Source organism: Bacillus sp. FSL K6-0073, assembly GCF_038006085.1.
Lineage (GTDB): Bacteria > Bacillota > Bacilli > Bacillales > Bacillaceae_G > Bacillus_A > Bacillus_A cereus.
In genome coordinates this window covers 4,429,040-4,443,687 of record NZ_JBBOUN010000001.1, presented here as the reverse complement: position 1 = coordinate 4,443,687, position 14,648 = coordinate 4,429,040, and the positions used below count along the sequence as shown (strand labels likewise).

The following is a 14,648-nucleotide window of genomic DNA, read 5'->3' as shown; positions in this document are numbered from 1 at the left end:
AGGCAACAATTATGCCAAGTGCAGATGTCTTAATTATTGGAAGTGGTGTTGCGGCACTTCGTGTTGCAAAAGAGATTTGTCACGAAAAGAATGTGATTATTATCACAAAGGAGACGAAACGTAATAATAATACACATTTAGCTCAAGGTGGAATTGCCGCAGCGGTAGCTACATATGACAATCCTAATGATCATTTTGAAGATACATTAGTAGCAGGGTGTCATTATAACAATGAAGAAGTGGTCCGTTATTTAGTCGAGGAGGGACCGAAAGAAATTAATAACCTTATTGAAAGAGGAATGAAATTTGATGGAGATGAAACAGGTCCTCATCTTGGAAAAGAAGGAGCGCATCGAAAACGTCGTATTTTACATGCAGGTGGCGATGCAACAGGAAAGAATTTATTAGAGCATCTTATTCAAGAAGTAGCTCCATACGTTACGGTAGTGGAACAGGAAATGGTGCTCGATTTTATTATAGAAAAAGATAAATGTGTTGGGGCTTTAACTCGCAACAATAAAGGAGAATTGAAACGTTACAATGCAGATTGTACGGTGTTAGCTTCAGGCGGTATTGGCGGTTTATACGCCTTTACTTCTAATGATGAGACGATTACAGGCGACGGACTTGCAATGGTGTACCGTGCAGGCGGAGAGCTTGTAGATTTAGAGTTTATACAATTTCATCCGACGATGTTATACGCGGGTGGGCGTTGTTCCGGCCTCGTGTCCGAAGCTGTTCGCGGAGAAGGAGCTGTCCTTATAAATGGAAAAGGGCAGCGTTTTATGATGGATATACATTCCGAACAGGATCTAGCACCTCGTGATGTAGTCGCACGGGCTATTCATGAACAGCTACTTGCGGGTGAAAAAGTGTACTTAAACATCGAAATGATTCAAAACTTTGAACAACGCTTTCCGACCGTGTCATCGATATGTAAAACAAATGGAGTCGATATAAATAAAAAACTTATTCCAGTCGTGCCTGGTACTCATTTTCACATGGGCGGCGTGAAAACGAACTGTGATGGAGAGACGTCTATTCCGAACTTATACGCAGTCGGTGAAGTAGCTTGTAACGGAGTTCATGGTGCAAATAGATTAGCGAGTAATTCATTATTAGAAGGTCTTGTGTTTGGAAAAAGAATCGGACGACACATTTTATCTAGAGAGACAAAAGAAAAGGTGAACATGCTAGCTGAAAAGGAAGAAAAGTTTATCGTTCCGAATCATTTACCGACGAAAGAAGAAATACAAAAATGCATGATGAAATATGTTGGGATTGTGCGAACAGAGCAAAGTTTATCTTATGCGAAGAGATGGTTTAGTAAGTATGGTGTTCGAAATATGATATTACAACATGATGTTCTTACGAATGAAGAGATAACGCTTATTAATATGTTAACGGTTTGTGAGCTTATAGTTGTGTCAGCCTTGCAAAGAGAAGAAAGTATTGGCGGGCATTACCGGAGTGATTATCCAGATAGAAATATAGGAAAGAAAGAGATTGTTCGAGTAAAGAGAAAACTACAACTTGTGTGATGAGGGGAAGAGGGGCTTTATGAACACGATAAAAGTTAAAGAAGCATTAAACCGATTTTTTTTAGAAGATATAGGAGAAAGAGATGTAACATCTCAGCTTATTTTTCCAGATAACTTGCTTTCGAAAGGAACGTTTCTTGCGAAGGATACAGGGGTCTTTGCAGGATGTTTAGTAATTGAATCAGGATTTAAATTAATTGATGAGAGAATTGAAATAGAGCTTCATAAAAAAGATGGGGATCTTGTAGAAAAAGGAGAAATTATTGCAACAGTGCAAGGTCCAATCGCATCGTTATTAACAGCAGAGCGCGTTATATTAAACGTTATTCAGCGTATGAGTGGAATAGCGACGATGACGCGTAAAGCGGTTCTTGCTTTAGATAGTAGTCATACTCGCATTTGTGATACGCGAAAAACGATGCCAGGACTACGTATGTTTGATAAGTATGCAGTCGTGTGCGGCGGTGGATTTAATCATCGCTTCGGTTTATATGATGGTGTCATGATTAAAGACAATCATATTGCTTTTGCTGGTTCTATTACAAAAGCTGTTACATCAGTAAAAGAAAAGTTAGGACATATGGTGAAGGTAGAAGTGGAAACAGAAACTGAGGAACAGGTGAGAGAGGCTGTCGCTGCTGGTGCGGATATTATTATGTTCGATAATCGTACGCCAGATGAAATCCGGGAGTTTTCAAAGATTGTACCAAGTGCCATCGTTACGGAAGCTTCAGGGGGCATCACAATTGAAGATTTATCGAAATACGGAAAAACAGGGGTAGATTATATTTCACTTGGAGCGTTAACACATTCAGTGAAAGCACTTGATATTAGTTTCAATATTGAAGAGTAAGGAAAGTGGCTTAGAGGGGGAGAAACGTATATGAGTATTTTAGAAAAAGTACAGCCGATTGAAACGATGTTACCAGAGCGTTATTACACAATGTCAACGGAAGATATGGAAAAGCGTGTTCGTGAAATTAAAGAGAAAATGGGGAAAATGTTATTCATTCCAGGGCATCATTATCAAAAAGATGAAGTGGTACAATTTTCAGATGCAGCAGGGGATTCACTTCAACTTGCGCAAGTTGCAGCGAGCAATAAAGACGCAAAATACATTGTGTTTTGCGGGGTACACTTTATGGCGGAAACAGCAGATATGTTGACGACAGATGATCAAGTTGTCATCTTACCAGATATGCGTGCAGGTTGTTCGATGGCGGATATGGCAGATATTGAACAAACAGAAAGAGCATGGGCAGAGCTCACTAAATTATTTGGAGATACGATGATTCCGTTAACATATGTGAACTCTACAGCTGCAATTAAAGCGTTTTGTGGTCGTAACGGAGGAGCAACAGTAACTTCTTCTAATGCAAAGCAAATGGTATCTTGGGCGTTTACTCAAAAAGAACGTCTCGTCTTTTTACCAGACCAACATTTAGGGAGAAATACAGCGTACGATCTAGGTATCCCGTTAGATAAAATGGCAGTATGGGACCCGCACACAGATTCATTAGAGTACGATGGGGATATAGAAGAAATTCAAGTGATTTTATGGAAAGGACATTGTTCTGTTCATCAAAATTTTACAGTGAAGAATATTGAGAGTGTACGAAAAAATCATTCTAATATGAATATTATTGTACATCCAGAATGTTGCTATGAAGTTGTAGCTGCTTCAGATTATGCAGGCTCAACGAAATATATTATTGATATGATTGAATCAGCGCCATCTGGTAGCAAATGGGCGATTGGTACAGAAATGAATTTAGTGAATCGAATTATTCAGCAACATCCAGATAAAGAAATTGTTTCGCTTAATCCATTTATGTGTCCGTGCTTAACGATGAATCGAATAGATCTGCCTCACTTATTATGGACACTTGAAACGATAGAAAGAGGAGAAGAAATTAACGTTATTAGCGTAGACAAACAAGTAACGGCAGAAGCAGTTCTTGCATTAAATCGTATGTTAGAGCGTGTGTAAAGCAACGGTATTCCCGTTGCTTTTTTTCATACATATAATCATAACGAGAACGAAATGGGCATACATTGTTTTGAAGAAATCATTGTGGTTCTTTATGCTTATTCCACTTCGAATGATATTGAAAATCGAAGAAGTGATAAAAGTAAAAAGAAGTTAATGTTATTTAGAAAGAGTTACTTCATGAGATTTGTTACTTATAGATAAGTTATACAGGAGGGGGAAAATTTGAAAATTCATATCGTGCAAAAAGGGGATACCCTTTGGAAAATTGCGAAAAAGTACGGAGTGGATTTTGACACGTTGAAAAAAACAAATACACAACTTAGTAATCCAGATTTAATCATGCCAGGTATGAAAATTAAAGTGCCATCAAAGAGTGTTCACATGAAACAACAGGCTGGAGCAGGTTCAGCGCCTCCAAAGCAATACGTAAAAGAAGTGCAGCAAAAAGAATTTGCAGCAACACCAACTCCGCTTGGAATAGAAGATGAGGAAGAAGTTACGTATCAATCAGCACCAATTACACAGCAGCCAGCTATGCAACAAACACAAAAAGAAGTGCAAATAAAACCGCAGAAAGAGATGCAAGTAAAGCCACAAAAAGAAGTACAGGTGAAACCACAGAAGGAGATGCAGGTAAAGCCGCAAAAAGAGGTGCAAAAAGAACAGCCAATTCAAAAAGAAAAACCAGTTGAAAAACCGTCTGTTATTCAAAAACCACCTGTGATAGAAAAACAAAAACCGGCGGAAAAAGAAAACACGAAGTTTTCGGTAAATGTATTACCGCAGCCGCCACAACCACCAATAAAACCGAAAAAAGAATATAAAATTTCAGATGTAATAAAAAAAGGAAGCGAGTTAATTGCTCCTCAAATTAGTAAAATGAAACCTAACAATATCATTTCTCCGCAAACGAAAAAAAATAATATAATATCGCCGCAAGTGAAGAAAGAGAATGTAGGGAATATAGTGTCACCACAAGTGAAAAAAGAGAATGTAGGGAATATAGTGTCACCACAAGTGAAAAAAGAAAATGTAGGAAATATAGTGTCGCCGCAAGTGAAAAAAGAAAATGTAGGAAATATAGTGTCGCCACAAGTGAAGAAAGAGAATGTAGGGAATATAGTGTCACCACAAGTGAAAAAAGAAAATGTAGGAAATATAGTGTCACCACAAGTGAAGAAAGAAAACGTAGGGAATATAGTATCGCCAAATGTATCGAAAGAAAATGTAGTTATTCCACAAGTCATACCGCCAAATATTCAAATGCCGAATATAATGCCAATTATGGATAACAATCAACCACCGAATATAATGCCAATTATGGATAACAATCAAATGCCGAATATGATGCCAATTATGGATAACAATCAAATGCCGAATATGATGCCAATTATGGATAACAATCAAATGCCGAATATGATGCCAATTATGGATAACAATCAAATGCCGAATATGATGCCAATTATGGATAACAATCAAATGCCGAATATGATGCCAATTATGGATAACAATCAAATGCCGAATATGATGCCAATTATGGATAACAATCAAATGCCGAATATGATGCCAATTATGGATAACAATCAAATGCCGAACATGATGCCAATTATGGATAACAATCAAATGCCGAATATAATGCCGATTATGGATAATAACCAAATGCCGAATATGATGCCAATCATGGATAACAATCAAATGCCGAATATAATGCCAATTATGGATAACAATCAAATGCCGAATATGATGCCGATTATGGATAACAATCAACCACCAAATATGATGCCCTATCAAATGCCGTATCAACAGCCCATGATGCCGCCGAATCCGTATTATCAACAACCAAATCCATATCAAATGCCATATCAGCAAGGAGCGCCGTTTGGACCGCAACATACGTCTATGCCAAACCAGAATATGATGCCAATGGATAATAACATGCCGCCGCTTGTGCAGGGTGAGGAAGATTGTGGATGCGGAGGAGAAAGTAGACTATATAGTCCACAACCAGGCGGTCCGCAATATGCGAATCCTTTATATTATCAACCAACTCAGTCTGCATATGCACCACAGCCAGGAACGATGTATTATCAACCAGATCCACCAAATGTATTTGGAGAGCCCGTTTCAGAAGAAGAGGACGAAGAAGAAGTTTAAAAAGGCGGGAGTATTCCCGCCTTTTTTGCATTCTTGTTGATTAAGAAAATGCAGTTTTTTTATGAAGTGCTAGAAAATTCCCAGTGAAATATTAACAGTGTAAAAACCTTCTCTGTTACTCATCATAAGAGGGAGCTTTTCAGTAGAGAAGCTCATTCTAACAGAGGGGGTTTTTGTATTGAATACGAAAGTAAAAGTGATTGCTGCTTCTTTGTTAGTTACTAGTGCATTAGCTGCATGTGGTACACCAAAAAACAATGCAATGGATGGACGTAACTACAATTACGAGCGTACATCTTATAATGATACACACCAGTATCGTGATAATGTGACGCGTAATGATCGTTATACAGATTATGTAACATATAGAAATGGTCGTAACGATACAGGATACAATTATTACCGTGATGTAAATTACAATGGACAAATTGCTAATCCGCATCCAACTCGTAATATTACAATGAACAATTCATACATTAACAATGATGGTAAAACAGCTGAAAGAATAACAAATCGTGTGAAACGTATGAATAACGTAGACCGTGTGTCTACAGTTGTATATGGAAACGATGTAGCGATTGCGGTAAAACCACGTAACACAGTGACAAATGAAACGGCGATGGCGAACGAAATTCGTCAAGCTGTTGCAAATGAAGTTGGAAACAGAAACGTATATGTTTCTGTAAGAAATGATATGTTTACTCGTGTCGATGCAATGAGTACGCGTCTACGTAACGGTACAGTTACAAACGATTTTAATCGTGATATAGGAAATATGTTCAGAGACATTCGTTACGGTTTAACTGGTACAGTGCGATAGCAAAACAAAAGAGGAAGGGGGAGCCCTTCCTCTTTATTCATCTTCGTCTTGTAAACGACGTTTTTTAATGAAATAACTAACGGAATAAGAACCTAAAAAGCATATGAAGAGAATACCACCTGTTAAAATAGCTTCAAATAGGGGGCTTTCTGGACTGAAAATGATATAAATAATAGCCATAACGATTCCTACAATAAGAGAGCGTAAAACAATTTTGTAATAAGGAGTTAATTTTATCTCCTTTTCACTTTCTTCTACATCAATTGAAACACTTAACTGTAAATAACTAAGGATCATACTCGTAAGAATAAATACTAGCCATAATGGAGATTTCGTAATTTGATCTATTCCTTCAGTGAATCCGATATAGCCTAAAATACCGATTATACCAAGTGATTGAAAAAGAAAAGCAATACGTACGTTTTTTAACGTTTGCAGAATGAGACGTTCATCCTTTATTTTTTTCACACTACCCATCTCCTGTTTATTATAATTTCGCTGTTACATTAATTGTAACATATATATTACATTTATCAATTTATAATTTACATATAATTTGTTTAGATGAAAGAGGAAATAAAATATTTTTATAAACATGTTGCACTTATACTTTATTAATGTTATATTAGCAAAGCGATGAGCTAATTTACGTAAGACGAGAGATATGCTTAAGTGCTAAACACGCGAATGTGGTCGCCTGGTCTCTCGCCGTAAACGCATCAAGACGCCTGCTTTGCAGGCGTCTTTCATTTTATATAAAAGTAAATGATACATGCAGATGAGGTGAATCCTTATCTGCATTTTTTATATTTTCGAAAGAAATGTAATATGGATAAAACCCCCATTTCCGGAAAAACTACTAATGAAAGTATGATCTTTCCTTAAAGAGGTGAACGGAAATGAAATGGATACTGATTGCGATGCAAGCTTTCGTTATGATGTTTTGTTTCGTTTATGAAACGAATGTGAAGGCGGAAGGGCCAGTACCAAAAGTAACGAAAAAAGAACCTGAGGTTACAATTTTATTAGAGCGTATGTATGTTGATGGCGAAGTAAGCGAAGAAATACTTACAGAAAAAGTGACGGATTTAGAAAAGTTTTTACAGCAGTATAAAGAATGGCAGCTCGTTGATTGTGATGATGTACAAATTGTATTGCAAAAGAAAGTTGATGATATTTCTCCGTTATTGAAAACGAGCGGGTATTTTGGTGTTTCAGAGGAAGGGATATTACAAATTTTCAAAGGTGTGCCAAAAAATGATAATGCGATCCATTCTTTCTTTCAAATTGATATGAAAAAGCTTGAGAGCTATGAACGTGCGAAATTGAAACGTGGCATTCGTATTAAATCAAAAGAAGGTTTTGTGAAGACGATTGAAAAAATGAAGCAATACGCAGTTCAAAGTAAGAAAAAAAGCAGCTCATGGTGAGCTGCTTTTTTTCTTATTTATTTTTAGCTAAAATTTCTTTTGCGATTTCATCAATTAGCATATCTTTTCCGATTGGATTGAATGCTTTCGTATTGAAGACTTCATTTGATACTTCATATACGTGATTATTTTTAACTGCTTTATTGTCTTTCCAAACGGCACTGTTTTTGTAGTCTTCGTAAACTTTATCAGCTTCGCCGCCGAAGTTTACAATAAACATTTGGTCAGGCTGGAATGCAACTAGACCTTCTAGTGATACTTGCGCCATCGTTTGTTTTAAATCCGTACCTTTTGTTGCTGGAAGTTTTAAGTCATTAAAGATGATGTCACCGTATCCGAAGCTACCGTATACACGGAAGTTTTGTGGTGTAACTGCAACGAACATAAAGTTCTCATCTTTTGTTTTCTCTTTAATTTTTTTAGATAAAGAGTCTGCTTTCTTATCGTAGTCTGCAATCCATTTGTCTGCTTTCTTCTCTTCGTCAAATAGCTTACCTACTTCTTTAAACTTACCACGCCAGTCTTCTAAGTTTGTTTCTAGAACAACTGTAGGTGCAACCTTTTCTAGTTGATCATAAATTTTTAATTGACGGTTGTTTAAAATAATTAAGTCTGGTTTTAAAGCAGTAACAGCTTCTAAATCAACTTTAGGTGCCCAGTACCAACCTACTGCTTTTACTCCATCTAACTTGTCTGTTAAGTGATTTTGGATTTTATCTTTATATGTATTTGCTGTACCAACAGGTTTATGTCCAAGAAGTAATAGTTCTTCTGTTGATCCAGATAAGTCAACAATTCTCTTTGGATTTACTGGAATTGTAGCTTCACCTTTAGCATGTTTTACAACTTTTGTTTTCGATTGTTCTTTTGCTTTCGATTCTTCTTTTTGAGAAGAACAGCCAACGATAGAAAGAACAACAAGCATAATAGTAAATAAAATAAATAGCTTACGTTTCATCCTGATGTAACCCCTTTAATTAGTATTGATAATCATTATCGACTTCTGTATATTAAGGTGCTTTAACCTTTCTGTCAATGGAAAATAACAGAAGTTTCAAGTGGAGAACATTTGTTGGGGCAGTCTCGCTTTTCTATCATTAAATATGTTAAAATGGAATACATGATTTAAGAGGGAGAGATCGTATTTTGTTTGAATATGTTACAGGTTACGTGGAGTATGTAGGGCCGGAATATGTCGTAATTGATCATAATGGAATTGGTTATCAAATTTTCACACCAAATCCGTATGTATTTCAAAGAAGTAAGCAAGAAATCCGTGTCTATACATATCATTATGTGAGAGAAGATATTATGGCACTTTACGGTTTTAAAACACGTGAAGAGCGTTTATTATTTACAAAGTTGTTAGGCGTGTCTGGCATTGGGCCAAAAGGCGCTCTTGCAATTTTAGCTTCTGGTCAAACAGGACAGGTCGTTCAAGCGATTGAGCATGAAGATGAGAAGTTTTTAGTGAAATTCCCAGGCGTCGGAAAGAAAACAGCACGCCAAATGATTTTAGATTTAAAAGGAAAACTAGCAGATGTCGTACCAGATGCATTTGTTGATTTATTCTCAGACACAGAACGTTTTGATGAGAATAAAGGTTCATCAGCTGAGCTTGATGAGGCACTGGAAGCTCTGCGCGCACTTGGATACGCAGAACGCGAAGTTTCTCGTGTTGTACCAGAGTTATTAAAAGAAGCATTAACGACGGATCAGTATATTAAAAAGGCACTTAGTCTTTTACTAAATGGTAAGAGGTGAGTATAATGGACGAACGTCTCCTTTCAGGGGAATCTGCATATGAAGATGCGGATTTAGAATATTCATTACGGCCACAGACGCTCCGTCAGTATATTGGCCAAGATAAAGCGAAACATAATTTAGAAGTATTTATTGAAGCGGCGAAAATGCGTGAAGAAACGTTAGATCACGTGCTTTTATATGGACCACCAGGTCTTGGTAAAACGACGCTTGCGAATATTATTGCCAATGAGATGGGCGTTAATGTTAGAACAACTTCAGGTCCCGCAATTGAAAGACCAGGAGATTTAGCTGCTGTATTAACAGCGCTTCAGCCAGGTGATGTATTATTTATTGATGAAATTCATCGTTTGCATAGATCAATTGAAGAAGTATTGTATCCTGCGATGGAAGACTTTTGCCTTGATATTGTAATTGGAAAAGGGCCCTCAGCACGTTCTGTACGCCTAGATTTACCGCCATTTACATTAGTTGGAGCAACAACACGTGCTGGAGCATTATCGGCACCGCTTCGTGACCGCTTTGGTGTACTTTCAAGGTTAGAGTACTACACAGTAGATCAGCTTTCTGCGATTGTTGAACGTACAGCAGAAGTATTTGAAGTTGAAATCGATTCGTTAGCTGCATTAGAAATTGCAAGACGTGCTCGTGGTACACCTCGTATTGCGAATCGTCTTTTAAGACGTGTACGTGATTTCGCACAAGTTCGTGGTAATGGAACGGTTACGATGGAAATTACACAAATGGCATTAGAGCTACTGCAAGTAGATAAATTAGGTCTAGATCATATTGATCATAAATTACTGCTTGGTATTATTGAGAAATTCCGTGGCGGTCCAGTTGGATTAGAAACGGTTTCAGCAACAATTGGAGAAGAATCTCATACGATTGAAGATGTGTATGAGCCGTATTTATTACAAATTGGCTTTTTACAACGAACGCCGAGGGGCCGAATTGTAACGCCGCTTGCGTATGAACATTTCGGAATGGAGATACCAAAAGTATGACGGAGATGCCAAAGCTGCTTATTACAGCCGGGATCTTACTCATCGTTGTTGGATTAGCTTGGAAGTTCATTGGAAGGCTTCCAGGCGATATTTTTGTAAAAAAAGGAAACGTTACCTTTTATTTTCCTATCATTACATGTATTGTGTTAAGTATTGTATTATCTTTTATTATGTATATAATAAATCGATTTAAATAAGAAATAGGTGGATATAGCTATGGATATAAATCTGTTTGATTTTCATTTACCAGAAGAACTTATTGCACAAGTCCCGTTAGAAGAGCGTGAAACATCAAGATTAATGGTGTTAGACCGTGAAACAGGTGATATTGAGCATAAGCATTTTACGGATATTCTTTCTTACTTACATGAGGGGGATTGCTTAGTTTTAAATGAAACGAAAGTTATGCCTGCTCGTTTGCACGGTGTGAAAGAAGATACAGGCGCGCACATTGAAGTACTTCTTTTAAAACAAGAAGAAGGTGATAAGTGGGAAACGCTTGTAAAGCCAGCGAAACGTGTAAAAGAAGGAACTGTTATCTCTTTTGGCGAAGGGAAATTAAAAGCAACTTGCACAGGAACTGCAGATCAAGGTGGACGTCAGCTTGAATTTTCATATGACGGCATCTTCTATGAAATTTTAGATGAACTTGGGGAAATGCCACTTCCTCCATATATTAAAGAGACGCTAGAAGATCGCGATCGCTATCAAACAGTATATGCGAAAGAAATCGGTTCAGCAGCAGCGCCGACTGCGGGACTTCACTTTACAGAAGAGTTACTTGAGAAGTTAAAGCTAAAAGGCGTTCAGTTAGCATTCATTACACTTCACGTAGGACTTGGAACATTTAGACCAGTTTCTGCAGACACGATTGAAGAACACCATATGCACGCAGAATATTATCATATGTCTGAAGAGACAGCGGCATTATTAAATCGTGTGAAAGAGAATGGTGGACGTATTATTACTGTAGGTACGACATCAACTCGTACGTTAGAAACAATTGCAACAGATCATGAAGGTAAGCTTTGCGCCGCTTCTGGATGGACAGATATTTTCATGTATCCGGGATATGAATTTAAAGCAATTGATGGTTTAATTACAAACTTCCATTTACCGAAATCAACATTAATTATGCTTGTAAGTGCATTTGCAAATAGAGATAATGTACTTCATGCTTATAATGAAGCAGTAAAAGAAAAATATCGTTTCTTTAGCTTCGGTGATGCAATGTTCGTTGCATCTCACGCTAAAATGAGAAACAAATAAAAGGAGTAAGTTATGACAGCAATTCGTTATGAATTTATTAAGACATGTAAACAAACGGGTGCCCGTTTAGGTCGTGTGCATACGCCGCACGGTTCATTTGATACACCAACATTTATGCCAGTTGGTACACTTGCAACAGTTAAGACAATGTCACCAGAAGAATTAAAAGCAATGGATTCTGGCATTATTTTAAGTAATACGTATCATTTATGGCTACGTCCAGGTCATGAAATTATTCGTGAAGCAGGCGGTTTGCATAAATTTATGAACTGGGATCGTGCAATCTTAACAGATTCTGGTGGTTTCCAAGTATTCAGTTTAAGTGACTTCCGTCGTATTGAAGAGGAAGGCGTTCATTTCCGTAATCACTTAAATGGAGATAAATTATTCTTATCACCAGAAAAAGCGATGGAAATCCAAAATGCATTAGGTTCAGATATTATGATGGCATTTGATGAGTGTCCACCATTCCCAGCTACTTTTGAATATATGAAGAAATCTGTAGAGCGTACGAGCCGCTGGGCAGAACGTTGCTTAAAAGCGCATGAACGTCCGCAAGATCAAGGCTTATTCGGTATTGTACAGGGGGGAGAGTACGAAGAGCTTCGTCGTCAAAGTGCGAAAGATCTTGTTTCAATGGACTTCCCTGGTTACGCTGTAGGTGGTTTATCTGTAGGTGAACCGAAAGATATTATGAACCGTGTACTTGAGTTTACAACACCACTTCTTCCAGATAATAAGCCTCGTTACTTAATGGGGGTAGGTTCTCCTGACTCGTTAATCGATGGCGCAATTCGTGGTATTGATATGTTTGACTGCGTACTTCCAACTCGTATCGCTCGAAATGGTACATGTATGACAAGTGAAGGTCGCCTCGTTGTAAAAAATGCGAAATTCGCAAGAGACTTCGGTCCGCTTGATCCAAACTGTGATTGCTACACATGTAAAAACTACTCTCGTGCGTACATTCGTCACTTAATGAAATGTGATGAAACGTTCGGAATTCGTTTAACGTCTTATCACAACCTTCATTTTCTGTTAAACTTAATGGAGCAGGTGAGACAAGCTATTCGTGAAGACCGTCTTGGCGATTTCCGCGAAGAGTTCTTTGAACAGTATGGCTTTAATAAACCGAATGCTAAAAACTTCTAATACATAATTTAAAAGGAGGAACAAAAGATGAATGCAGGTATGATGAATATCGTTATGATCGTTGCGATGTTTGCGATTTTCTATTTCTTATTAATTCGCCCGCAACAAAAACGTCAAAAAGCAGTTGCTCAAATGCAAAGTGAGTTAGCAAAAGGTGATGCTATCGTAACAATCGGTGGTTTACACGGTACAATAGAATCAGTAGATGAGACGAAAATTGTTATTAAATCTGGTGGTTCACACTTAACTTTCGATCGCAATGCGATTCGTGAAGTTGTGAAAAACTAATTTGGAAGGCCCTGCATAAAATATGCAGGGCCTTTTTTAGTTACTTTGCTTTGACATATTTACACCGAAAATACCACCGAGTGTACTCGCCCCCATTAATGCTAATTGATAAAGTAATTGTGAGTTCGATAAAGTTTGAGAAAAGCCTAAATAGTTAACTAGAAAAACGAGTATAGTGAACGTGAGACCTGTTGTGAGACCTACTAGCCATCCTTTCCCTTGAGCTTTTTTACCAGCAATAAAACCAGACATAAGCATAGATAAAAGAGCGAGTATAAAAATAGTAACGGCTAATGTCCCTTCGTTTATATTCGTAAACTTTAATAAAAGAGCCATAATCATGCTAGTAAGAGATGCGAGAATTAATAGTGTAATAATACCGAAGCCGATTGCAGTGGATAATTTTTTCGTTCCATCCATTTATACATTCCCCCTTTTTAATACAAGCATATTTTTCTTTTGTCTAAGTTAGACTAGTTTCTTTTTTATAGGGGAGTCTATACGTAAAAAAGGAGATGTAGAAATGGAATGGATATCAATAATTGGACGGACAATGCTTTTATATATCATCATCTTAATTATTTTTCGTCTTATGGGTAAACGTGAGATAGGAGAACTAAGTGTATTAGATTTAGTCGTATTTATTATGCTTGGAGAAATGGCCGTAGTGGCAATTGAAAATACCGATAAATCACTTTGGCATCAATTAGTTCCGATGACTTTTCTTATGTGCATCCAAATTATTTTGTCAGTCATTTCCCTAAAGTATCAACGCTTTCGGCATTTAATAGAAGGTGAGCCGGCTATTCTTGTAAACGCGGGAAAGATTGATGAAAAGAAGATGAGAAAGCAACGTTATAATATAGATGATTTAATGATGCAATTAAGGGAACAAGGAGTTGGAGATATTCGGGATGTAGAATATGCTATTTTGGAACCGTCTGGGAAGTTATCTGTCTTTCAAAAACAAAAAAATAAACAAGATACATTGCAGTTTACGCTTCCTCTTATTATTGATGGAGAAATTCAATCTAGTCATTTACAAATGATTGAACATACAGATGAATGGCTTATTGAGAAATTAAAAAACTTAGGTTATAACGATGTAACACAAATTTTATACTGTAGTTTTCAAAACGGAAAATTTTTTGTTGATGTAAAAGAAAATTAGAGATTTATCCTTTGAAAGAGTAAGAATGATTAGTTTAACTAATAATCAGTGGAGATTAC

At 37.1% G+C, this 14,648-nt stretch carries 15 protein-coding genes and 1 pseudogene; 13 read left to right on the top strand and 3 right to left on the bottom strand.

Annotation, left to right across the window (positions count from 1 at the left end):
• The first annotated feature begins 11 nt into the window (after window positions 1–11).
• The 5 genes and pseudogenes from nadB to MHB52_RS22930 all read left to right on the top strand — a co-directional run bounded on the left by nadB (window position 12) and on the right by MHB52_RS22930 (window position 6,508).
• Window positions 12–1,541, top strand: coding sequence for an L-aspartate oxidase (gene nadB, locus MHB52_RS22950; RefSeq protein ID WP_061664896.1), 1,530 nt, complete (start codon window positions 12–14; stop codon window positions 1,539–1,541).
• Window positions 1,542–1,560: 19 nt separating this feature from the next.
• Window positions 1,561–2,394, top strand: a complete 834-nt coding sequence (gene nadC, locus MHB52_RS22945; RefSeq protein WP_001092207.1) for a carboxylating nicotinate-nucleotide diphosphorylase — start codon at window positions 1,561–1,563, stop codon at window positions 2,392–2,394.
• A 30-nt stretch (window positions 2,395–2,424) separates the two neighbouring features.
• On the top strand, window positions 2,425–3,531 hold the full coding sequence (gene nadA / locus MHB52_RS22940) for a quinolinate synthase NadA (protein WP_000025302.1): 1,107 nt from the start codon (window positions 2,425–2,427) through the stop codon (window positions 3,529–3,531).
• A gap of 225 nt (window positions 3,532–3,756) precedes the next feature.
• A pseudogene (gene safA, locus MHB52_RS36840) lies at window positions 3,757–3,913 on the top strand (SafA/ExsA family spore coat assembly protein); the annotation flags it as partial.
• A 1,953-nt stretch (window positions 3,914–5,866) separates the two neighbouring features.
• Entirely contained in the window at window positions 5,867–6,508 is a 642-nt protein-coding gene (locus MHB52_RS22930) for a YhcN/YlaJ family sporulation lipoprotein (protein ID WP_001093541.1), read from the top strand.
• A 33-nt stretch (window positions 6,509–6,541) separates the two neighbouring features.
• Here the strand turns inward: MHB52_RS22930 and MHB52_RS22925 are convergent, their stop codons facing one another.
• The gene (locus MHB52_RS22925; protein WP_000721244.1) at window positions 6,542–6,976 is read right to left on the bottom strand and encodes a hypothetical protein; all 435 of its coding nucleotides are present in this window, start codon (window positions 6,974–6,976) and stop codon (window positions 6,542–6,544) included.
• Between the two features lie 431 nt (window positions 6,977–7,407).
• Here MHB52_RS22925 and MHB52_RS22920 point away from each other — a divergent pair, with 431 nt between their 5' ends.
• Window positions 7,408–7,938, top strand: coding sequence for a BofC C-terminal domain-containing protein (locus MHB52_RS22920; RefSeq protein WP_061664894.1), 531 nt, complete (start codon window positions 7,408–7,410; stop codon window positions 7,936–7,938).
• 13 nt (window positions 7,939–7,951) lie between these two features.
• Here MHB52_RS22920 and MHB52_RS22915 read toward each other — a convergent pair whose 3' ends face one another.
• The gene (locus MHB52_RS22915; RefSeq protein WP_061664893.1) at window positions 7,952–8,896 is read right to left on the bottom strand and encodes an iron-hydroxamate ABC transporter substrate-binding protein; all 945 of its coding nucleotides are present in this window, start codon (window positions 8,894–8,896) and stop codon (window positions 7,952–7,954) included.
• Window positions 8,897–9,084: 188 nt separating this feature from the next.
• On the opposite strand from MHB52_RS22915, the gene ruvA reads away from it, so the two are divergent.
• Genes ruvA through yajC form a run of 6 tightly spaced genes read left to right on the top strand, consistent with a single transcriptional unit; the run spans window position 9,085 to window position 13,418 of the window.
• Window positions 9,085–9,702 (top strand): Holliday junction DNA helicase RuvA, encoded by a 618-nt coding sequence (gene ruvA / locus MHB52_RS22910; protein ID WP_000464513.1) that lies wholly within the window; start codon window positions 9,085–9,087, stop codon window positions 9,700–9,702.
• Between the two features lie 5 nt (window positions 9,703–9,707).
• Window positions 9,708–10,709: a Holliday junction branch migration DNA helicase RuvB gene (gene ruvB / locus MHB52_RS22905; protein WP_000344449.1), complete on the top strand. Its 1,002-nt coding sequence runs from the start codon at window positions 9,708–9,710 to the stop codon at window positions 10,707–10,709.
• Window positions 10,706–10,906: a DUF2905 domain-containing protein gene (locus MHB52_RS22900; RefSeq protein ID WP_000138162.1), complete on the top strand. Its 201-nt coding sequence runs from the start codon at window positions 10,706–10,708 to the stop codon at window positions 10,904–10,906. Before ruvB ends, MHB52_RS22900 begins: the two co-directional genes overlap by 4 nt.
• A 19-nt stretch (window positions 10,907–10,925) precedes the next feature.
• Complete coding sequence (gene queA / locus MHB52_RS22895) at window positions 10,926–11,978, top strand: tRNA preQ1(34) S-adenosylmethionine ribosyltransferase-isomerase QueA (protein WP_000354027.1); 1,053 nt, start codon at window positions 10,926–10,928, stop codon at window positions 11,976–11,978.
• 12 nt (window positions 11,979–11,990) lie between these two features.
• Window positions 11,991–13,130: a tRNA guanosine(34) transglycosylase Tgt gene (gene tgt / locus MHB52_RS22890; RefSeq protein ID WP_000125365.1), complete on the top strand. Its 1,140-nt coding sequence runs from the start codon at window positions 11,991–11,993 to the stop codon at window positions 13,128–13,130.
• 27 nt (window positions 13,131–13,157) lie between these two features.
• A complete protein-coding gene (yajC, locus tag MHB52_RS22885; RefSeq protein ID WP_000991115.1) occupies window positions 13,158–13,418 on the top strand; it encodes a preprotein translocase subunit YajC in 261 nt (86 codons plus the stop codon).
• A gap of 36 nt (window positions 13,419–13,454) precedes the next feature.
• Here yajC and MHB52_RS22880 read toward each other — a convergent pair whose 3' ends face one another.
• Window positions 13,455–13,838 (bottom strand): TIGR04086 family membrane protein, encoded by a 384-nt coding sequence (locus MHB52_RS22880; protein WP_000349141.1) that lies wholly within the window; start codon window positions 13,836–13,838, stop codon window positions 13,455–13,457.
• A 103-nt stretch (window positions 13,839–13,941) separates the two neighbouring features.
• On the opposite strand from MHB52_RS22880, the gene MHB52_RS22875 reads away from it, so the two are divergent.
• The gene (locus tag MHB52_RS22875) at window positions 13,942–14,589 is read left to right on the top strand and encodes a DUF421 domain-containing protein (RefSeq protein ID WP_000454820.1); all 648 of its coding nucleotides are present in this window, start codon (window positions 13,942–13,944) and stop codon (window positions 14,587–14,589) included.
• The last annotated feature ends 59 nt before the right edge of the window (window positions 14,590–14,648 follow it).

Bases quoted from the DNA above. Each gene is read 5' to 3' on its own strand.
- MHB52_RS22880 (WP_000349141.1), bottom strand. From the start codon at position 13,838: ATGGATGGAACGAAAAAATTATCCACTGCAATCGGCTTCGGTATTATT.
- tgt (WP_000125365.1), top strand. From the start codon at position 11,991: ATGACAGCAATTCGTTATGAATTTATTAAGACATGTAAACAAACGGGT.
- ruvB (WP_000344449.1), top strand. From the start codon at position 9,708: ATGGACGAACGTCTCCTTTCAGGGGAATCTGCATATGAAGATGCGGAT.
- nadC (WP_001092207.1), top strand. From the start codon at position 1,561: ATGAACACGATAAAAGTTAAAGAAGCATTAAACCGATTTTTTTTAGAA.
- MHB52_RS22920 (WP_061664894.1), top strand. From the start codon at position 7,408: ATGAAATGGATACTGATTGCGATGCAAGCTTTCGTTATGATGTTTTGT.
- MHB52_RS22900 (WP_000138162.1), top strand. From the start codon at position 10,706: ATGACGGAGATGCCAAAGCTGCTTATTACAGCCGGGATCTTACTCATC.
- MHB52_RS22915 (WP_061664893.1), bottom strand. From the start codon at position 8,896: ATGAAACGTAAGCTATTTATTTTATTTACTATTATGCTTGTTGTTCTT.
- nadB (WP_061664896.1), top strand. From the start codon at position 12: ATGCCAAGTGCAGATGTCTTAATTATTGGAAGTGGTGTTGCGGCACTT.
- MHB52_RS22875 (WP_000454820.1), top strand. From the start codon at position 13,942: ATGGAATGGATATCAATAATTGGACGGACAATGCTTTTATATATCATC.
- queA (WP_000354027.1), top strand. From the start codon at position 10,926: ATGGATATAAATCTGTTTGATTTTCATTTACCAGAAGAACTTATTGCA.
- yajC (WP_000991115.1), top strand. From the start codon at position 13,158: ATGAATGCAGGTATGATGAATATCGTTATGATCGTTGCGATGTTTGCG.
- nadA (WP_000025302.1), top strand. From the start codon at position 2,425: ATGAGTATTTTAGAAAAAGTACAGCCGATTGAAACGATGTTACCAGAG.